Here is a 19,360-nt window from a genome sequence, read left to right as displayed (position 1 = left end):
AAAATCGTATCAAAACGTCACGAAACCCGAGCCGAGGAGCCCCGTGGACATCACCCAATTGCTGGCGTTCAGCGTCAAGAACAAAGCCTCCGACCTGCACCTTTCCGCGGGCCTGCCGCCCATGATCCGCGTCAACGGCGACGTGCGCCGCATCAACGTCGACGCGCTCGACCACAAGGGCGTGCACGCCATGGTGTACGACATCATGAGCGACACGCACCGCAAGCACTACGAAGAGTTCCTGGAGGTCGACTTCTCCTTCGAGATCGACGGCCTCGCGCGCTTCCGCGTGAACGCCTTCAACCAGGCGCGCGGCGCGGCCGCCGTGTTCCGGACCATTCCTTCGAAGATCCTCACGCTCGAACAACTCAACGCGCCGAAGATTTTCGGCGAACTGGCGCTCAAGCCGCGCGGGCTGGTGCTGGTGACGGGCCCCACGGGCTCGGGCAAGTCGACCACGCTGGCCGCGATGATCAACTACCTCAACGAGAACGAGTACGGCCACATCCTCACGGTGGAAGACCCGATCGAATTCGTGCACGAGTCGAAGAAGTGCCTGATCAACCAGCGGGAAGTGGGGCCGATGACGCTGTCGTTCTCCAACGCCCTGCGCTCCGCGCTGCGCGAAGACCCCGACGCCATCCTGGTGGGCGAGCTGCGCGACCTGGAAACCATCCGCCTGGCCATGACCGCCGCCGAAACGGGCCACCTGGTGTTCGGCACGCTGCACACCTCGTCGGCCGCCAAGACCATCGACCGGATCATCGACGTGTTCCCCGGCGAAGAGAAGGAAATGATCCGAGCCATGCTCTCGGAGTCGCTGCAGGCCGTGATCTCGCAGACGCTATGCAAGACCAAGGACGGCCAGGGCCGCGTGGCGGCGCACGAGATCATGCTGGGCACGCCGGCCATCCGGAACCTGATCCGCGAGGCGAAGGTGGCGCAGATGTACTCCACCATCCAGACCGGCCAGGGCTCGGGCATGCAGACGCTGGACCAGAACCTGACGGAACTGGTGCGCCGCAATACCATCTCGGCAGCAGAGGCCCGCGGCAAGGCCAAGATCCCAGAGAATTTCCCAGGCTAGTCATGAGGCCCCCCGGCTTTTCACTTCGCTGCGCTGCGTGTGACTCCACCCCCCAAGGGGGAGGCGCGGCCGCCTTGGGGCGGCCCGGCGGTCGGCCGCCAACGGGTTCAATCTAAACAGATCAAGGAGCGCTCTCATGGAACGCGATCAAGCCAGCCAGTTCATCAACGACCTGCTCAAGCTCATGGTGAGCCGCAACGGCAGCGACCTGTTCATCACGGCCGACTTCCCGCCGGCGATCAAGGTCGACGGCAAGGTCACCAAGGTCTCGCAGCAGGCGCTGGGCGCGCCGCACACGCTGGCGCTCACCCGCTCGATCATGAACGACCGCCAGACGGCCGAATTCGAGCGCACCAAGGAGTGCAACTTCGCGATCTCGCCGACCGGCATCGGCCGCTTCCGCGTGAACGCCTTCGTGCAGCAGGGCAAGGTCGGCATGGTGCTGCGGACCATTCCCGCCAAGCTGCCGACCATCGACGGCCTGGGCATGCCGCAGGTGCTCAAGGACGTGTCGATGACCAAGCGCGGCCTGTGCATCCTGGTGGGTGCCACGGGCTCGGGCAAGTCGACCACGCTGGCCGCGATGATCGACTGGCGCAACGAGAACTCGTTCGGCCACATCGTGACGGTGGAAGACCCGGTCGAATTCGTGCACCCGCACAAGAACTGCGTGGTGACGCAGCGCGAAGTGGGCATCGATACCGACAGCTGGGAGGCCGCACTGAAGAACACGCTGCGCCAGGCACCCGACGTGATCCTGATGGGCGAAATCCGCGACCGCGAGACCATGGAACACGCCGTGGCCTTCGCCGAAACGGGCCACCTGTGCATGGCAACGCTGCACGCCAACAGCGCCAACCAGGCGCTGGACCGGATCATCAACTTCTTCCCCGAAGAGCGCCGCGCCCAGCTGCTGATGGACCTGTCGCTGAACCTGCGCTCGCTGGTTTCGCAGCGGCTGGTGCCGACGGAAGACGGCCTGGGCCGCGTGGCCGCGGTGGAAGTGCTGCTGAACACGCCGCTGATTTCCGACCTGATCTTCAAGGGCGAGGTGGGCGAGATCAAGGAGATCATGCGCAAGAGCCGCAACCTGGGCATGCAGACCTTCGACCAGGCGCTGTTCGACCTGTTCGAGAGCCACTCGATCAGCTTCGAAGACGCCATCCGCAACGCCGACTCGGCGAACGACCTGCGCCTGCAGATCAAGCTCAACAGCCAGCGTGCGCGCAGCACCGACCTGGCCGCGGGCACGGAGCACTTCGCGATCGTCTGATCGGATCAGTCGATCGTTCGCTGCCACGCGGCGAACACGCCGGCAGCCAGCGCAATCACAGCCATCGCGGTGAAGCCGTCGAGCGAGGCCATGAACGTGGCCTGCTGCTCCAGCGTACGGTAGAGCGTGCCGAGCGCCATCGCATGCGCCTCGCCGGCCGCATGGCCTGCCGCGGCGAAGCCGCGGGTCAATGAATCCAGCGCCTGCATGAAGCTCGCGTTCGCGGCATTGGCCGATTCGCTCAGCCGCACCTCGTGCAGCGCCAGCCGGTGCTGCTGGAGCGCGATCACGGTCGAGGTCGCGAAAGAGATCGCCAGCTGGCGCACGAGGTTCTTCAGGCGGTAGCCGTGCGCGAACTCCTCTGCCGCGAAAGGCTTGAAGGTGAGGTTCGCCACCGGCAACACGACGAACAGCATCAGCAGTCCGCGCAGCAGCAGCGGCACCAGCAGTGCCTCGCGCCCGGCCTGCGGCGTGACGCGCGACAGCAGCCACGCCGCCAGCGCCGCGATGCCGAAACCGACGACGATCAGCCACTTCTTGCGCGCCAGCCGCGCCGAGTACTTCAGGTAGACGAAGACCAGCAGCCCGGTCGCGAACGAAGCCGCGCCCGTGAAGTAGCCGGTGTTGCCCACGGTGAAGCCCAGGCCGCCCTCCATCATCCGCGGCAGCAGGTAGCTGAAGCCCGTCGAGAGGTAGTAGTAGACGACGTAGAGCGCCAGCCCGACGCGGAACGACGCATTGCGCAGCGCATGCAGCCGCACCAGTGGCGCGGGATGCTGCCACTGCTGCCAGCCGAACCACGCGAGCCCTGCGACGCCAGCGATGGCCAGGCCGATGAGCGCGGGCGAGCCGGCGAAGAGCTCGAAGTGCGAGCGCGTCAGCACCACCTGCAGCGCGGCCTGCGCAAGCGCGAACACCACATAGGCAATGTAGTGCGGCTCGGTACGCTCGTGCGGCTCGACGTCGCCGATGTCGGGCAGCGTCCAGAGCACGAGCAGGCCGATCAGCGCCGCGGCCGGCGCGGTGCTCGCGAACAGCCAGCGCCAGTCGAAGTTGGCGACCAGGAAGGCGCCCGCGATGGGTGCCAGCGCACCGCCGAAGACGATCAGCACCATGAACGCCTTCAGCGCCTTGGCGCGGCGCGCGGGCGGAATGCCGATCTGGATCAGGATGCGGCAGGCGCCGAGCATCGGCCCGACGAAGTAGCCTTGCGCGGCACGCGCGAGCGTGAGTTGCATCGAGCTGTCGCACAGCGCCGCACCCACGCCGCCCGCGGCGAAGGCGAACATGCAGACTGCCAGGTAGCGCCGGTAGCCCAGCCGCTCGATCCAGGCGTGCTGCTGCAGGATGCCGAGCACGGCGCCCAGCGCATAGGCGCTCGAGGCCCACACGAGTTCGTCGGGCGAGGCGTTCACGCCGCCGGCGATGTAGCTGGCGAAGAAGGCGAAGAGCGCGTTGTCGAAATAGTCGATGGCCGTGACGAGGCCGATGGCCCAGGGCAGCAGCGCGACCGCGGCACTGCTGCCGCGCGAAGGCCATGCCAGGGCCGTCGTGCTCATGATGCGGGCCGTTCCTTGCGACGCTGCTCGAGCGCCTCTTCCACCGGCTCGCCGGCGAGGCGACGCTCCACATAGTCGAGATCGCGCTTGAGCTGCGCCTGCAGCGCGGCGGCTTCCTTGAGCTCGCGACGGACCTGCGCCACGCGCGCGTCGAGCGTCGCCAGCTGCCCGGTGAGGGTTTCGCGCAGCGTCTTGAGCGAGGCGTTCGACAGCCGCGGACGCCCGCCTTCGGCCGGCGCCTCCATCGGCTGCTGAAGCATCGCGGTGATGGCCGTGAGCGAGAAACCCAGCGAGCGCATGCGCAGCACGCGCGCCAGCTTGTCGAGATCGGCCTGCTCGTACAGGCGGTAGCCGCCCTCGCTGCGCACCGGCACCACGATGCCCAGTTCCTCGTAGTACTTGAGCGTGCGCGGCGTGACGTCGAGCCGGGCCGCGGCGTCGCGCACCGTGATGGTCCTGGCGGGGTTCTGGACGGTCATGATGGGGCGATTTTACCCAAACCTGTACGTTCACGTATATGTTAGACGCATCCCACCTGCGACGGAATGGCTTTAAGCTGTCGCCCCATGAGCAGCATCAACCCCCGCACCTACGAATCCGTTCCCGCACAGACAGTGGCCTTCCTCGGCCTCGGCGTCATGGGCGGCCCGATGGCCGGCCACCTGGCAAAGGCCGGCCACAGCGTCACGGTCTACAACCGCACGGCCGCCAAGGCGCAGGCCTGGGCCGACGAATTCGGCCCGCCCGGCCGCCATGCCGCCACCCCGCGTGAAGCGGTCGCGGGCGCCGACATCGTGTTCAGCTGCGTCGGCAATGACGACGACCTGCGCTCGGTGGTGCTGGGCGACGACGGTGCCTTTGCCGGCATGAAGAATGGTGCCGTGCTGGTCGACCACACCACCGCCTCGGCCGACGTGGCGCGCGAGCTTTCCAGGGCGGCCCAGGCGCTGGGCCTGCACTTCATCGACGCCCCCGTCTCGGGTGGCCAGGCCGGCGCGCAGAACGGCGCGCTCACGGTGATGTGCGGCGGCGACGCGGCAGTGTTCGAACGCATCAAGCCGGTGGCCATGGCCTTCTCGCGCGCGGTCACGCTGCTGGGCGAGAGCGGCGCCGGCCAGCTCGCGAAGATGGTCAACCAGATCGCCATTGCGGGCCTGGTGCAGGGCCTGTCGGAAGCCATCGCCTTCGGCCAGCGCGCCGGACTCGACATGGAAGCCGTGCTGGGCGTCATCAGCAAGGGCGCGGCCCAGAGCTGGCAGATGGAGAACCGCGGCAAGACCATGATCGAAGGTAAGTTCGACTACGGCTTCGCCGTCGACTGGATGCGCAAGGACCTGGGCCTGGTGCTCGACGAAGCCAAGCGCAACGGCGCGCGCGTGCCGGTGACGGCGCTGGTCGACCAGTTCTATGCCGACGTGCAGCAGGCCGGCGGACGGCGCTGGGATACCTCGAGCCTCATCACGCGGCTCAAGTGACCGGCCAGGTGACGCCATGAAAAAAGCCCGCTGATGCGGGCTTTTTGTTCTGGCTCGCCGGCCGGCTCTTCAGCGCACCGGCGAGGTCGTCACCCCGCTCGAGGACGGCGTCGACGTGGACGAGCCCGAAGCGGGCAGCGGCTCCATCGGCGGCAGCGGCACGCGCGAGGTGGAGGAAGACGACGACGGCGTGGAGGGCGTAGCCGAAGTCACCGGCGCCGGTCCCGCTCCGCCGCGCTGCGCGGCGGCCTGGTTCGCCGCCTGGCTTGCCGCCAGGTCGGCCTCGCTCACGACCTCGACCACGCGCACCACCTTGACCACGCCCGACACGCCACGCGTGATCTCGGTGGCGCGATCGGTCTCGCGGCGCGTGGCGATGCCCATCAGGTAGACCACGCCGCGCTCGGTCACCACCTTGAAGGAATTGGCGAAGATGTCCTTGGCGTCGAGCAGGGAGGCCTTCACCTTGCCGGTGATGTAAAGGTCGTTCGAGCGGTCCTGGAAGGTGCTGGAGGAGCCGACGGTCAGCTCGTTGACCACCGAGCGCACGTTCACGATGCGGCTGACTTCGTCCTCGACGCGGCGGCGGTCGGCGTCGCTGCCCACGGCGCCCGTCAGCAGCACCTGGCGGTTGTAGCTGGTGACGCTCACGTACATCTGGTCGTTGGCAATGTCGCGCACGCGGGCCGCCGCGCGCAGCTCGATGCCCTGATCGTCCAGTTGCGCGCCCGAGCTGCGGCGGTCGGTGGCCACCATGCCCACGCCCACCACGGCCGCGCCACCCACGACGAGCGGCACGCAGGCGGAAAGACTCGTGACCAGTGCGGCGCCCAGGGTCAGGGCGAGAGCGAAACGTTGGGTCGATGTCGTCGTCATGGTCGTCATGGTCATGAGGAAACTTCCTGTTCTCCGAGTAACTGGGCGTCCACGCCGTCGCACAGGCAATGCAGCGCGATCTGGTGGATCTCGTGGATGCGAGCCGCACGCTCGTGCGGCACGCTGATCTGGACGTCGGTCTCGCGCAGCGCGCGGCCGATGGAGCCGCCCGCGCCCGACGCGGCATTGCCGAGCAGCGCGACCACGGTCATGTCGCGCTCGTGCGCCGCGGTCACGGCGGCCAGCACCGAAGCCGAGTTGCCGCTGATGCTCAATGCCAGCAGCACGTCGCCGGCCTGGCCGAGCGCACGGACCTGCCGGGCGAAGCGGTCGGCATCCACGGCTTCCGCGCCGTCGGCACCGGGGTCGGTGGCGTCGCCGGGCAGCGCGATGGCGCCGAGCTCTGGCCTCTCGCGTTCGAAGCGGCCCACGAACTGCGCGGCGAACTGGGCCGCCAGCAGGCCCGACACGCCGGCTCCGCAGGCGAGCACCTTGCCGCCGCTGGTCACGCACGCCAGGATGGCCTGCATCGCTTGAGAGATGGGTTTGCTGAGGACCGGTCCGGTCTGGTATTTGAGGTCGGCACTGTCGATGAAGTGCTGCTGAATCCGTTGCTCGAGCATGAGGCGGGATGATAACTGCGGGTTGTGAAACAAGACGTTTGAGTTGTGGAGCCTTGGTCAGCGCTTCGGTTCCCGTGCGAGGGCATGACGAGAGGCATCAGCCCGCGTCGAAAGCCCCTTGCAGCCAGGTGATTTTCTCCTCGACCAGCACCACGTCGAAACGGCACGGCGGAAGCGTGCGCAGCCGGCTCAGGTAGTGCTGCGCGGCGAGCACGATGCGCCGCTGCTTCGCTCCGGTGATGCTGCCGCCTGCCCCGCCGTGCGCGCCGGTGCTGCGCTGGCGGACCTCCACGAACACAAGCGTGCCCGCGGGCGAAGGGCGCGGATCGCGCATGATCAGGTCGATCTCGCCGCCGCCGCGCCCGGGCGTCCGATAATTGCGGGCGAGCAGCACGAGGCCGGCGTCCCGCAGGTGGTCGAGCGCGGCGTCTTCCGCCGCATCGCCCCGATGCTTCGTCGTGGTGTCGGTCTTCATGGCCCTCCCTGTCTGCGGCCTGCTTGCGATCTCTTTTTCTGACTTCTTGTTCGTTCCGACGGAGAAACCCCTTGGCTTCACTCGCCCCTGCTTCTTTCGGCGCCGCCCTCGCGGCCGCGCACGACGCCGCGGGTGCGCAGCATTATCCGCAGGGCACGCTCTACGTCGTCGCCACGCCCATCGGCAACCTGGCCGACATCACGCTGCGTGCGCTGCACGTGCTGCAGCTGGTGGACGCCATCGCCTGCGAGGACACGCGCCATACGCAGGCCCTGCTGCGCGCCTACGGCATCGACCGCCCCGGCTCCCGGCTGCTGGCGGTGCACCAGCACAACGAGGCCGAGGCCGCGCAGGCCGTGGTTGCGCGGCTCGCGCAGGGCGAGCGCATCGCCTACGTCAGCGACGCCGGCACGCCCGGCGTGAGCGACCCCGGCGCACGCCTTGCGGCCGCCGTGCGCGCCGCGGGGCAGCGCGTGCTGCCGCTGCCGGGTGCCAGCAGCGTGACCACGCTGATCGGTGCCGCGGGGCTGGTGGCCGACGGCGGCGGTGACGGCAATGCCAGCAGCAGTGCCTTCGTCTTCGCTGGATTCCTGCCGAGCAAGTCGGGCGAGCGCGACACGGCCGTGCAGGCGCTGTCGCAGGAGCCGCGCGCAGTGGTGCTGCTGGAGGCCCCGCACCGCATCGAAAACCTCGCGCGCGCGCTGTCCACGCTGGGCGAGCGCCGCGTCACCGTGGGCCGTGAGCTCACCAAGCAGTTCGAGGAAATCGCCACCGTCGCGGCCAGCGCATTGCCCGACTGGTTCGGCGCCGACCGCGACCGCACGCGCGGCGAGTTCGCGCTGGTGCTGCACCCCGTGGCCGTGAGCGGCGACGGCGGCGCGGAAGGCGAGCGCGTGCTGCGCCTGCTGCTGGCCGAACTGCCCGTGAAGACGGCCGTGAAGCTCGCGGCCGAAATCAGCGGCGCCCCGCGCAACACGCTGTACGACACTGCCCTGCGCATCCGCAACGAGGCGGAGCAGGACTAGCCCGGCGGAAGAAAAAGAAACTCCGGCGGTACCGCCGCGGTCAGCCAGACCCCGTTTTCCGCACGATGGAAGACATGGCCGGCCGCATGCATGCGGCCCGCATCCACCCTGAGCACATGCGCCTTGCCATGGCGCTGCCCCACCAGCACCGCAGTGGCTTCGTCGGCTGACAGATGCACGTGCTGCCTCGATCCCGGCAGCAGGCCCTGGGCACGAATGGACGCCAGGAAACGCGTGGCCGTGCCGTGGAAAAGCAGCGGCGGCGGAGCAATCGCCTCGAAGCTGCGGCTGACCTGCGGTGTGGAGTGGCCTTGCAGCGCACGAATGCTCAGCCCGTCGGCCGACAATTCGTAACGCTTCTTCGCGCCCGAGTCGACTGCGTGCAGGACATCCGCCGTCGTCAGGTCGCACCCTGCTGCCACGGCTCCGGCCACCAGCGCTTCGATGCCGGCCCAGCCCTGCGCATCGAGCCGCAGGCCGATGGACTCCGGCGCATGCCGCAGGATGTAGGCGATGAACTTGCTGGCGTCTTCGGGCGTCATCGGGTCTTCCAGTGGTCGCCGTGTGCGAGCAACGCGTCCATCAGCCGCTGCACGTGCGCGGTCGGTGGCCGGTCGGCCGCATGGAACACGTGGTAGTCGAGCGACGGATAGCCCTGCAGCGGAATCGCCACCAGGCCATTGGGAATGTGGCAGCAGGCATTCACCACCGTGAGGCCGAAGCCCAGTTGTGCGAAGCGCAGCATCAGCTCCCAGCCGTTGGCTTCGAGCGATGGCTGCCACTGCACCGACTCGGCCTGCAGCAGACGGCCGAGCAACTCGCGATGCGGCCGCCCCGCCGGCGGCACGATCAGCTGCGCACCCTTCAGGTCGCGCAGGCGCACCGACTTGCGCGAGGCCAGCGCGTGGCCTCGCGGCACGACCAGCACCTGCCCCACAGATGTCAACCGCACGGCACGCAGATCGGCGGGCACGGTGCCGAGCGGCGCGATGCCCAGCTGCGCCTGCCCCGAGCGCACTGCCCGAATCGATTCGTCGCGATCGCGCGTGAGCAGCTGCAGGTGCGGCGACGCCCCCGCGCCCGAGAACCGCGACAGCGCCTTGCCCAGCAGGTAGAGATACGCGCCCTCACCGGCGGCCAGGGTGACCACCGGGGCGTCCTGCCCCTGGGCCAACCCCTTCACGAAGCGCTGGTTGAACGCGAGAAGCTCCCGCGCATGCCTCGCAACCTGCTCGCCCGTCGCAGTGAGCTCAAGCGCACCGCCCACCCGCACGTAGAGCTTCGCGTCGATCTGTTCCGACAGCTTGCGCACCTTGGCGTGCAGCGCCGGCTGGCTGATGTGCAGCAGGCGCGCCGACTCGCTGAAGTTCAGCGTGTCGGCGAACACGGCGAACGACTGCAGTGCATCGAGGTTGGTGCGGGGGATGTCCATCTGGCTATCCATTCTATGGATAGCCCATCCAACAACAGTAGTTCCTGGTGATGAGCTTCATTTCTACGATCCGCCTGCTTCAAGACAAAAAGGAACAAGAAATGAAACACACATCTGCATCTACATCTGCACCCGCATCCCGACTCCCCCGGCTCGGCATCGACATCGGCCGCGTGCTGATCGCGGCCGAAGGCGCCGGCGGCGCGGACACATCCTTCATCGGCGGCTCGCTGCAGGACGCGCTGGACACACCGCCCTACGAAGGCATGTTCGAGGCTGTCGGCCCGTTGGTCGAGAAGTTCGAGGGCCGCGTGTGGCTGGTGTCGAAATGCGGGCCGAGCGTGCAGGCCAAGAGCCGTGCGTGGCTGCGGCATCACAGCTTCTTCCAGCGCACAGGCATCGCGCCCGCGAACCTTCGCTTCTGCCTGCAGCGGCCGCAAAAGGCCGACCACTGCCGCGAGTTGCGGATCACGCACTTCATCGACGACCGCAGCGACGTGCTGCACCACCTCGAAGGCATGGTGCCTCACCGGTACCTCTTCGGCCCGCAGCGCAAGCCGGTGACAGTCGCAGGATTGGTGTTGCTGCCGGCGTGGAAGGACGCGGCCGCCCTCGTCAACTGACCGGCAAGCTCGGAGAGCTAGCCATCCAGCTCGGCGTAGCGCCTGAAGATGCCGTCTTCGTTGAACGCGATGCGGCGAGGACTCTGGAGGTAGTCGCGCACGCGCTGGCGGCGCTTGACATTGGCATGCAGCTTCTCGACTGCGGGTGTCGCGGCCAGCGCCCGCGCCGAGGCTTTTGGAAACGCGTAGCGCAATCCGTCCACCAGCTGGAACAGCGACAGGTCGGCGTAGGTCAGCGTGTCGCCCACCAGATGCTGGCTGCCCGCGGGATTGCGCTGCAACACGCATTCGAACCAGTCGAGGAACTTCGGGATGCGCTCTTCACGAAAAGCCTTTGCGCGCAGCATGGCCGCATCGCGCTGGTCTTCGTAGTAGGCGCCGACCGAGATCGGATGGTGCGTGTCGTGCGCCTCTGCCACCGCATCGGCGATGGTGAGCTGCAGCTGGTGCGTCCACAGCCCGTCCGATTCGCCCACGCCCGAAAGGCCGAGTCTGGGGCCCAGGTACAGCAGGATCGCGGCGGTCTGACCGACCACGATGTCGCCGTCGACGAGGAACGGCGGCGCGAACGCCGGGCGTGCGCTGTCGGGGTCACCCAATCGTTCGCCCAACGCGGACTCGCCTCCGCCTTCGGCCTCGGGCAACCGCGCCACGTCTACATAGTCCGCGCCAGCCGCCTCGAGCGCGAGCCGCACGAATTCACCGCGGCCCTGGATGGTGGGCCAGTAATGGAGTTGATAGGGCATGCGGGGATGGTGGCATGGGTGTGGGCGCGCGGGCAATCATGAACACTTCATCGCTCGAATCGCCTCCCTCAAGGAGCTCGCGTAATTGGTGGAAGAAGCGAGCAGAAGGCGCGCTCGACCTCTTCCCTGCTCGCAGACGCCTTCAGCGCGCGCGGGTAGGTTTTGATCCTTCTTGCTCCAACAGTGAAGCTCATCATGCGGAAAGTTCTTTCTCCGTCATAAAAAACAATTCCATCCAATCCGTCGCGTACGTTGGCCTCCGGAACCCTGAACGAGCGCAATGCATGGCTCAACGCGGAGAACGACTCACTGTCTCGTTCGGTGAAAACCTTTCTGAGCAAGTCGTCAGGTATTTTCAAGCGACGACCATTTAAATACAGCATTGAATCATTATTTTTCCATCGAATGTCGCAGTCAGAATCAATGCGGTCGCTATTCGCAAATTTAATTATTTTCTCCGAAACCTCTTGACTCTCCACTCCTCCTCCAAGACTGCCCCATCCAATAAAATGATCGCTCCTAAATCCAGCAAAAGAGTCAACAGGAATTAGAAAAAACACCATGAAGAAAAAAGCGCCCTCAATTCTTCGAAAAAGAAAAAACACCTTCATATAAAAACCCTCAATCAGTTTTTGTTTCCGGCTTCTTCCTCTTTGGTCGAGGAGGAACACCAATAACCCCGTTCAGTGCATCAACATCCATTGAATCCAAACCAGAGTTGGCAAGATCTTTTTTAGCCTGCTCGTGATAAGAAACGGGAACGAAATATCTCAAATAACTGGGACTTTTTACTATTTCTCGACGCTTCCTTCCGCTCTTTTCAATCACCTCCACCATCTTCTCCGGTTCCATGTTGAATGGGGAAAATTGAATTCGATCTTCTTGATTTCCACCGAGCAAGATCAGATTTCCCTTTCCTTCCTTTCCGTATGCAAAACCAACGTGATAGCCGTGCCCATTTTTTCGTGTGGCAATCGCAATTGCCCCATATATCGGCTGACCCAACTCCACAAACAAAGGGTTTCTTATATTTTTCTCCTCATCCATTTCATAAAAACCATGTGCCCTACCGAGCGTGGCACGCCGATCCCGAAAACCCACGTTATCTACTGGATAACCCGCCTTTAACAAGCACCAATTAGCAAACGCGGCGCACCAGGCTCTTCGAGAAAGAAATTTCGAGCCATCTCCTATTTCGACGTGATAGTCGATCTCCTTCTCCAGTACGTCTTCTCCTTTGCCGTATCTAAGTTTTGCTTCAGCAATGGCGATAGCCATCCAGGGTGCACGGTCCGGCATTGCATTGATCAACGCCAGAACCTTCCCCGTTCCCTCCTTCGATCGCTCCGAATCCGATGACCTGATTCCAGACGAAACAGGCGGTGGTGCGGGAGCAGAAACACGTACGCGCTTCGGCGGAGCTCCCGGGCTCGCCGGTGCACTCACAGGCGGGGGCTTGGCGGCCAAGGACGGAGGATTCGATGACCTGCCGTCCGGCTTTGCCTTGCCGCTCCCGGTAATCAGCAGCACCTCCCCGGGGTAGATCCTGTCGCGGTCGAGTCCGCTTGCCTCCTTGATGCCGGCAACGCTGGTGCGATAAAGCGTCGCGATCTTCCAAAGGCTGTCGCCAGGCTGCACCACATAGCTCATGGGCTTCCTCTGCCCCACCGTCGAACTGTTGACCTTCTCCGATCCGGCAACGCCCTTCCATCTCCTGAATTTCGCCAGCAGATTGAAATCCCTCCCGACGTCGCCCTCGATGGTTCCGACCACCACGGCCTTCTTGCTCTTCGGTTCCGCCACCTTGACGTGGACGGCCGATTTGTCGGCAGGATGAATCACAGGAGGAAATCGCCCCGTGGCGTCGGACTTGACCGTTTCCTCCTTGCCTCCTCTTTGCAGAATGATCTCGGCGTCGGGCAACGGCTGGCTGCCGTCGGTCGCGTTGATCCTGCTCACGGCGACCCAGGTTTCCTTTCTGGTCTCGGCGTTGGCGTGATACCCCTCGATCTCCGCGATGCTGTTCACTATCTTTTCGAGTTCGGCATCGCTGCACTCGCCGATCTTTCTGCTGGCCGGAATGCCGCTCGTCTTGAGCAGATCGCGCGCATATTTTTCCGTGTCGTTTTCCTTCTTCGGGGCGTAGACAGGAATGGCTTCCGGAATCGTCCTGTCGCCGTGCAGTCGCTTCAGGTTCGCCTTCAGTTCCTCTCGCCCCGCATCTTCATCGGGGAAGATCAGGAAGGTCCGGCCCGATCTGGTCGTGGCGAATCCGACGTAGCCCTTTGCCTTTCTGGGCGCGGGCACACCGTCGACCATCCGGGCGGTCAGATCGCCGGGGTTGTTGATGCGCCATGGCAGCGTTCCGCCCGAGCGCAGCAGGTGTCGGCCGTCTTCGCAGATGAACTCGGCGACTTCGATGTTGGGGTGGTAGGTAGCGGATATCAGCTTGGGCATGCGTGGTCTCTCGCGGTCAGGCCAGGCTGCTCAGATGAGCTGCGACTGCCGACTCGGGGAGGAAGTGATTGAAGGCCGAGGCACCTCCCGGCGGGGCATATCTCGAGCTTTCGGCATCGGGCGATTCATCGTCCTCACGGACCTCGTCACCTTCGTCGTTGTCCGGACCGGCCTGGCGCGCGTGGATCGTCGGGACAGGCGCCCAGTCCCACGCCTCCTCGCCCACGACCAGCACCGCCTCGTCGGGCGTCTCGAAGCTGATCCTGGGGAGCCGCCCGTCGTCGGGAATCACGCCCTCCGCCCTGATTTCCTGTTTCTCGCCGAGGATCCTGTAGGGCAGTCCAGCCATCTCCGCGTGCTTGAAGACTTCGTCGCTGCCAAGCGGCGCGAAACGGACGCTGTACTTGTCGTCATGGCTAACGCCCTGCATGCGCAGCCGCTTGGCCATGTCCATCGGCCCCGCATAGCTGTGGGTAGCGGCGTGTTCGCGCCAGAGGCCTCTGGTTCCATGCACGATGCCCGAGGCGTTCCACTTGCTGAAGCTGCCGCCTCCGTTGATCAGGATCTCCTCCTTCGCGGTGATGGCGATCCGGTCGGCTTCGAGCTTGATCTCCAGCCTGGCCAGCAGGTTGATGCTGTTCTGCAGAGCGACGATGTCGATGCCCGCGGTGGCGGCCGTCAGGCGGATGGCCTTGTACGCGAAGAGGCGCGCGGCCTCCCTGACGCTCACCAGGAAGCTCCTGCCCGCGCTGATGCTCGTATGGCCGCCGCTGCTCAGGGCGTTGTGCGTGATGCTGGCAATGTGGGTGGCGCCCGCCGCGGTGCTCTGGATGCCGGCCGCGCTGGCGAGCACGAGGTGAGGCTCGTCGAGTTCCGGAAACGCGTCCGGCTGCGAGCCTCCGCTCCTGCCCTTGATCGCATCGTTCTGCTCCTTGAGTGCCGTCGTGACAGCATCCTGGTCGCCCGCTTCGTGCGCCCTGGCCTCCTGCGCGGTCTGGCTCTGACGCTCGTGCAGATCGCGCGCGGCCGTCAGGCGCGCGACGGTTTCGCCGAGGTCGGTGATATGCGCCTGCGCGCCGGGCCGAGCCTCGGTGGTGAGCAGCAGCCCCTTTGCGGCGCGCACCGTCGCATGGCCGTCGGTGCGCAGTTCGGCTCCCTCACCCCGGTCGTCCTTGCGGCCCGACGTGTCGTCGATGCGGCCGATGTGGCCGAGGCTCAGGCTGCTGCTGAGGTGGTCGCTCTTGAGCTGGGCCTGGAGCTTGCCATGATGGTCGTCCAGTGCCAGATGATTGCCCCGCGCTCCGCCCGCACGGCCCGAACCGTCGCTTGCGCCCAGCTCGCGGCTGCGGATGCCCGAGAGATTCTTCTGGTCGGGCAGGCGCCACGCAGGCATGTTCTCGGCATTGAACACGCGGCCGGTGATGATGGGGCAGTCCGGATCACCGCTCAGGAAATCGACGACCACTTCCTGGCCGATGCGAGGCAGCGCGGCGGTACCGAAGGTCTCGCCAGCCCAGGCCATGGACACGCGCACCCAGCAACTGGAGTTCTCGTCGTGTCGGCCGAGGCGATCCCAGTGGAACTGGACCTTGACGCGGCCGTACTGGTCGACCCATATCTCTTCGTTCTTCGGGCCGACCACGATGGCGGTCTGCGGACCGCGCGTGCGAGGCTTCGACGTGGTGCGCGGCGGTCGCCATGCATGGCTGACGGGCTGCGCCTCGAAGCAGAAGCGCTGAATCGAGCCTTCGCCCGCGTCGGCGCCTTCGCTGGCCTGGAGGTTTTCCTGCAGCTCGTAGTCGACGCTGGTCAGCAGGTATTTCTGGTTCTGGTCGTCCCTGGGATGACTCGCCAGCTGGAAGGTGTAGCCCGGCGCGAGCTCGCGTCTGTTGGAACGCCCGCTCGCGGTGCAGCGTCCGCTCAGCTGCTCTTCGGTACGGATGCGCGTGCAGGTCTCGCCGTCGTCGTACTGCCGGTAGCCGCCGGGCCATTCGTAGAGCTCGAAGTCGTCGTGCGCATGGCCGGCGCGCAGTTGCCGCCGGCTGGAAAGATCCGCCCTTGGCTTGAGCGGGTCGAACTCGTTGGTGAAGTGAAGGCCCGATCGGATTTCTTCCCCGGTTTTCCATTCGTAGATGCGCTCGTTCGGGCTCGATCCCCCTCCGGTCATGCCCGCCTTCTCCAGGGGATGGAAGCGCACGATGTCGCCTCCCGGCAGCGGATCGTGCGAGCTCGCGATGTCGTCCGCGAGCACCAGCACATGCCGCTGCGCCTCGTGCCTGAAGTAGTAGCAGATGCCCTCGAGTTCGCACAGGCGCGAGACGTACGAGAAATCGCTCTCGTGATACTGCACGCAGTAGTCCCGGACGCGGTAGTCGCGGCCCAGTCTTTTCTCCACGGGGTAGCCGTAGCCGCCGAGCACGTCGGCCACGATTTCCGGCACGGTCTTGTTCTGGAAGATGCGGAAGTCGCTTCGACGCGTGGCGAGCCACAGCCATGGGCGCAGCCTCATCCGATAGAAGGAATGGCGGGCGTCCTCCCCGGTCAGGCCGAAGGATGCGACGACGCCGCCCAGATGGCGCGTATCGCCGCTCTCCGTCCGCACCTCCACAGTGGCGGGCTTGCCGAGCAGCACCCTGGGATCGACGCCGTTGCTGCTGCCCAGCAGATCGATGTCGAAGGCATAGAGCTGGCTCAACGCTTCGTGGCCGGCCAGCCGGTGGAACTGCAGCGCCTCCCCCATCGGCGTTCGAATGGTGACGCGGCGTGTCATCGCACCGCCGAAGACGCGGGAACGCACGACCGGCGAACGTGCCGGTGCGTGCCATCGAAGATGGACATGGATCCTCCCTGAAATCGCCGCTCTGATCGGCGGCATGTTTCGTCGGAGTATCCGAGCGGGCACGGTCTTCCATCTGACAACAACGAGATGGCTTGCCGATTCGTGAACGAATGCGCGTACCGGCCGCGCGCCCTGTCGCGGCCCGGCAGCGGAGGTGTCGAATGTTCACAGGTCGATGCCTGGGCTCACCGCGTTTCGCACGCTCGGGTGCGTCCCGCCTGCTTCCACTTCTTAATTACTTACTTCTCTTATTTAAAGATAGTAGTAGTAGATAAGGGTAAACCCGCGCTGTGGACAGCACCGTTTTTTCCTTGCGTGACAAGGACTTGCGGTTCCCGTACTACTGTGTGTGTGCCTGCTTCGGGACTGCTTCCGGAAATGGAACAACATCCTGGAAGTCGATCCGGCTGTGGATAAGGCATGACTTGTGCCGAAACTGTCCCCAGAGTTGTCTGATGCCGTGCGGACGCGCGATGTCTTCGAGCCTTCAGGGCCCTTCGGGAAATGCGCGGGAGAGGATCGGCTGCCGCCCGAGCGCGGGGGCGGTGGCGGTTTGCTTCGGGGAAAAACAAAAAAGCCGGACACATACGAAATGTGTCCGGCTTGGTGTCTGGTCCCGCCGCCAGGAATCGAACCTGGATCTCAGCCTTCGGAGGGCCGAATTCTATCCGTTGAAATACAGCGAGGAATCTGGGTCCGGCGTGCACCGGAGCCACGCATTATCGCCTATCAGGCGACGACGGTTTCGGTCTCGTCGACAACGGGTGCGCCCGGCAACGGCCGGACGAAGCCGAGGCCCGCCAGGTAGACCCTGAACGTGCGCCTGCCGGTGGGCACCAGGTCGAAGGCCTGGGGGTCGAGCAGCCAGTTTTGGATGAGCCCGCTGATCAGCGCATGCAGCCCCTGCGCCGCCACATGGCCCGGCACCGGCAGCTTGATGCGGCCGCGGCGCGCGGCCATGCGCAGGGCCTTCTCGAAGTCACCGACGCAGGCGTTGCGGGCGTCGAGGTGGCGCTGCTGCACCGAGGCCATGTCGTGCGTGTATTCGACCTTGTGGGTCGCGATGTCGAACACGCGGCGCACCTGCGGGTCGGTGGTCATGAGGGTGAGCGCGTGCACCATGCCCTCCTCGATTTCCGCCAGTGGGTCGTCGACGCCGGGAGCGGTCGCCGCCGCCCTGGGCGAGGTCTCCAGCGGCAGGATGACGCGCTCCATCATCGCGTTGAAGAGATCGGCCTTGTCCTTGAAGTGCCAATAGATGGCGCCGCGCGTCGCGCCGGCCTGCTGCGCGATCTGCTGCAGCGTGGTCTGCGAGACGCCCTGCGCCTGAAACAGCAGCTCCGCGGCATCGAGCAACCGATGCCGCGTGGCCAATGCCTCTTCCTTCGTACGACGTGCCACCAAGTCTCCTGATTTGTAAAGACAACGCCCTCTATGTATCGTGGGGCCATTGCATGGCTGTCACTATACATCCATGAATGTATGTAAACTAGCCGGCTTCCCCGATGGCCGACCTGGCTGTACAGGTTTCCGGTTCGCACCGCGCGCCCGCCATCTCCCGTCTTCGCATCAAAGGAATCGCATGCCTCTCCTGCATGTTTCGCGCCAATCGTCCTTTTCGCCGCGCCTCGCGACCGTGGCCGCCGTCGTCCTGCTGGTCCTCGCGGGCTGCGGCAAGAGCGATGCGCCCGGAGGCCCGGGCGGCGGAGGCGGTGGCGGTGGCCACCCCGCGCCCGAAGTCGGCGTGGTCGTGGCCGCGCCGACCGACGTCGGCCTCGTCACCGAGCTGCCCGGCCGCCTCGAGGCCTCCCGCATCGCCCAGGTCCGCGCCCGCGCATCGGGCATCCTGCTGAAGCGCGAATTCCGCGAAGGCAGCGACGTGAAGGCCGGCCAGCTGCTGTTCCGCATCGACCCGGCGCCGCTGGTGGCCGCCACCCAGAACGCGCAGGCCACGCTGGCCCGCGCCGAAGCCAATGCCGTACAGGCCAAGGCCCTGGCCGACCGCTACAAGCCGCTGGTCGAGGCCAATGCGGTCAGCAAGCAGGAATACGCGACCGCCGTGGCCTCCGCCAAGCAGGCCGAGGCCGACGTGGCATCGGGCCGCGCAGCGCTGCAGACCGCCAAGATCAACCAGAGCTATGCCGACGTGACCTCGCCCATCGCGGGCCGCATCGGCCGCGCGCTCGTCACCGAGGGCGCGCTGGTGGGCCAGGGCGACGCCACCGAGCTGGCCGTGGTGCAGCAGATCAATCCGCTGTACGTGAACTTCACGCAGTCGGCCTCCGACGCGATGAAGCTGCGCCGCGCCGTGGCCGCCGGCCAGTACAAGCGCGCGAGCGGCGAGGAAGCCGCGACCATCCGCGTGGTGCTTGAAGACGGCACCGACTACCCGCTCGAAGGCAAGCTGCTGTTCTCCGACCTCACGGTCGACTCCACCACCGGCCAGGTCACGCTGCGCGCCGAAGTGCCCAACCCCAAGGGCGAGCTGCTGCCCGGCCTGTACGTGCGAGTGAAGCTCGAGCAGGCGCAGGCCACCAACGCGATCACGGTGCCGCAGCAGGCCGTCACGCGCACCCAGCAGGGCGACACCGTATCGGTGGTCGACAAGGACGGGAAGATCAGCCAGCGCAGCGTGAAGATCAGCGCCGCCAAGGACAACCAGTGGGTGGTGCTCGACGGCCTGAAGGCCGGCGAACAGGTGATGGTCGACGGCTTCCAGAAGCTGCAGATGATGCCGCCCGGCACGCCGGTGAAGGCAGTCCCGTGGACCAAGCCCAACCCGAACGGCGGCGCGGCCAAGCCCGCCGCCGAGGGAGCCGCGCCTGCGGCACCCGCCTCCGCCGAGAAGACCCCGGCCGAGAAGAAGTAAT

Annotated in this window: 18 protein-coding genes and 1 tRNA gene; 6 read left to right on the top strand and 13 right to left on the bottom strand. The window is 65.8% G+C overall.

All coding sequences use genetic code 11. From position 1 onward, the window contains the following. The first annotated feature begins 43 nt into the window (after positions 1-43). Together BMY35_RS28885 and BMY35_RS28880 are read left to right on the top strand one after the other, a co-directional pair. Positions 44-1,087 carry a type IV pilus twitching motility protein PilT gene (locus BMY35_RS28885; protein ID WP_093206426.1) on the top strand — a complete coding sequence of 348 codons (1,044 nt, stop codon included), beginning with the start codon at positions 44-46 and terminating at the stop codon, positions 1,085-1,087. A 136-nt stretch (positions 1,088-1,223) separates the two neighbouring features. Next, positions 1,224-2,360 (top strand): PilT/PilU family type 4a pilus ATPase, encoded by a 1,137-nt coding sequence (locus tag BMY35_RS28880; RefSeq protein ID WP_093206425.1) that lies wholly within the window; start codon positions 1,224-1,226, stop codon positions 2,358-2,360. A gap of 5 nt (positions 2,361-2,365) precedes the next feature. Here BMY35_RS28880 and BMY35_RS28875 read toward each other — a convergent pair whose 3' ends face one another. After that, positions 2,366-3,919 carry an MFS transporter gene (locus BMY35_RS28875; protein ID WP_093206424.1) on the bottom strand — a complete coding sequence of 518 codons (1,554 nt, stop codon included), beginning with the start codon at positions 3,917-3,919 and terminating at the stop codon, positions 2,366-2,368. After that, complete coding sequence (locus BMY35_RS28870; protein ID WP_093206423.1) at positions 3,916-4,398, bottom strand: MerR family transcriptional regulator; 483 nt, start codon at positions 4,396-4,398, stop codon at positions 3,916-3,918. Before BMY35_RS28870 ends, BMY35_RS28875 begins: the two co-directional genes overlap by 4 nt. Positions 4,399-4,485: 87 nt before the next feature. Here BMY35_RS28870 and BMY35_RS28865 point away from each other — a divergent pair, with 87 nt between their 5' ends. Continuing rightward, positions 4,486-5,394, top strand: a complete 909-nt coding sequence (locus BMY35_RS28865; protein ID WP_093206422.1) for an NAD(P)-dependent oxidoreductase — start codon at positions 4,486-4,488, stop codon at positions 5,392-5,394. Between the two features lie 69 nt (positions 5,395-5,463). On the opposite strand, the gene BMY35_RS28860 is transcribed toward BMY35_RS28865, so the two are convergent. The 3 genes from BMY35_RS28860 to BMY35_RS28850 all read right to left on the bottom strand — a co-directional run bounded on the left by BMY35_RS28860 (position 5,464) and on the right by BMY35_RS28850 (position 7,368). After that, the gene (locus BMY35_RS28860) at positions 5,464-6,285 is read right to left on the bottom strand and encodes a BON domain-containing protein (protein WP_093206421.1); all 822 of its coding nucleotides are present in this window, start codon (positions 6,283-6,285) and stop codon (positions 5,464-5,466) included. Next, on the bottom strand, positions 6,282-6,893 hold the full coding sequence (locus tag BMY35_RS28855; protein WP_093206420.1) for an SIS domain-containing protein: 612 nt from the start codon (positions 6,891-6,893) through the stop codon (positions 6,282-6,284). The genes BMY35_RS28860 and BMY35_RS28855 overlap by 4 nt, the downstream gene beginning before the upstream one ends. A 97-nt stretch (positions 6,894-6,990) precedes the next feature. After that, a complete protein-coding gene (locus BMY35_RS28850) occupies positions 6,991-7,368 on the bottom strand; it encodes a YraN family protein (RefSeq protein ID WP_093206419.1) in 378 nt (125 codons plus the stop codon). Between the two features lie 71 nt (positions 7,369-7,439). On the opposite strand from BMY35_RS28850, the gene rsmI reads away from it, so the two are divergent. Beyond that, on the top strand, positions 7,440-8,393 hold the full coding sequence (rsmI, locus tag BMY35_RS28845) for a 16S rRNA (cytidine(1402)-2'-O)-methyltransferase (RefSeq protein ID WP_093206418.1): 954 nt from the start codon (positions 7,440-7,442) through the stop codon (positions 8,391-8,393). Here rsmI and BMY35_RS28840 read toward each other — a convergent pair. Continuing rightward, positions 8,390-8,935 carry an RNA 2'-phosphotransferase gene (locus BMY35_RS28840; RefSeq protein ID WP_093206417.1) on the bottom strand — a complete coding sequence of 182 codons (546 nt, stop codon included), beginning with the start codon at positions 8,933-8,935 and terminating at the stop codon, positions 8,390-8,392. The genes rsmI and BMY35_RS28840 overlap by 4 nt on opposite strands. Continuing rightward, a complete protein-coding gene (locus tag BMY35_RS28835; protein ID WP_177213728.1) occupies positions 8,932-9,825 on the bottom strand; it encodes a LysR family transcriptional regulator in 894 nt (297 codons plus the stop codon). The genes BMY35_RS28840 and BMY35_RS28835 overlap by 4 nt, the downstream gene beginning before the upstream one ends. Positions 9,826-9,926: 101 nt before the next feature. Between BMY35_RS28835 and BMY35_RS28830 the strand changes: the two genes are divergently transcribed. After that, positions 9,927-10,448 (top strand): hypothetical protein, encoded by a 522-nt coding sequence (locus tag BMY35_RS28830; RefSeq protein WP_093206415.1) that lies wholly within the window; start codon positions 9,927-9,929, stop codon positions 10,446-10,448. 17 nt (positions 10,449-10,465) lie between these two features. Here the strand turns inward: BMY35_RS28830 and BMY35_RS28825 are convergent, their stop codons facing one another. The 6 genes from BMY35_RS28825 to BMY35_RS28805 all read right to left on the bottom strand — a co-directional run bounded on the left by BMY35_RS28825 (position 10,466) and on the right by BMY35_RS28805 (position 17,894). Continuing rightward, positions 10,466-11,194 carry a glutathione S-transferase gene (locus BMY35_RS28825; protein ID WP_093206414.1) on the bottom strand — a complete coding sequence of 243 codons (729 nt, stop codon included), beginning with the start codon at positions 11,192-11,194 and terminating at the stop codon, positions 10,466-10,468. Between the two features lie 68 nt (positions 11,195-11,262). Further along, complete coding sequence (locus BMY35_RS37950) at positions 11,263-11,805, bottom strand: hypothetical protein (protein WP_143080769.1); 543 nt, start codon at positions 11,803-11,805, stop codon at positions 11,263-11,265. A gap of 10 nt (positions 11,806-11,815) precedes the next feature. Then, positions 11,816-13,651: a LysM peptidoglycan-binding domain-containing protein gene (locus tag BMY35_RS28820; RefSeq protein ID WP_093206413.1), complete on the bottom strand. Its 1,836-nt coding sequence runs from the start codon at positions 13,649-13,651 to the stop codon at positions 11,816-11,818. Positions 13,652-13,667: 16 nt separating this feature from the next. Further along, positions 13,668-16,421 (bottom strand): type VI secretion system Vgr family protein, encoded by a 2,754-nt coding sequence (locus BMY35_RS28815; RefSeq protein ID WP_093206496.1) that lies wholly within the window; start codon positions 16,419-16,421, stop codon positions 13,668-13,670. Between the two features lie 680 nt (positions 16,422-17,101). Next, positions 17,102-17,176, bottom strand: a tRNA-Arg gene (locus BMY35_RS28810). Between the two features lie 43 nt (positions 17,177-17,219). Continuing rightward, positions 17,220-17,894, bottom strand: a complete 675-nt coding sequence (locus BMY35_RS28805) for a TetR family transcriptional regulator (protein WP_093206412.1) — start codon at positions 17,892-17,894, stop codon at positions 17,220-17,222. 178 nt (positions 17,895-18,072) lie between these two features. Here BMY35_RS28805 and BMY35_RS28800 point away from each other — a divergent pair, with 178 nt between their 5' ends. Further along, complete coding sequence (locus BMY35_RS28800) at positions 18,073-19,359, top strand: efflux RND transporter periplasmic adaptor subunit (RefSeq protein ID WP_093206411.1); 1,287 nt, start codon at positions 18,073-18,075, stop codon at positions 19,357-19,359. The last annotated feature ends 1 nt before the right edge of the window (position 19,360 follow it).

Origin of the sequence: Variovorax sp. YR750, from assembly GCF_900109805.1 — a bacterium.
Taxonomy (GTDB): Bacteria; Pseudomonadota; Gammaproteobacteria; order Burkholderiales; family Burkholderiaceae_C; genus Variovorax; species Variovorax gossypii.
Note: the sequence above shows the minus strand (reverse complement) of the source record. Positions and strands in the feature narration are given on the sequence as shown.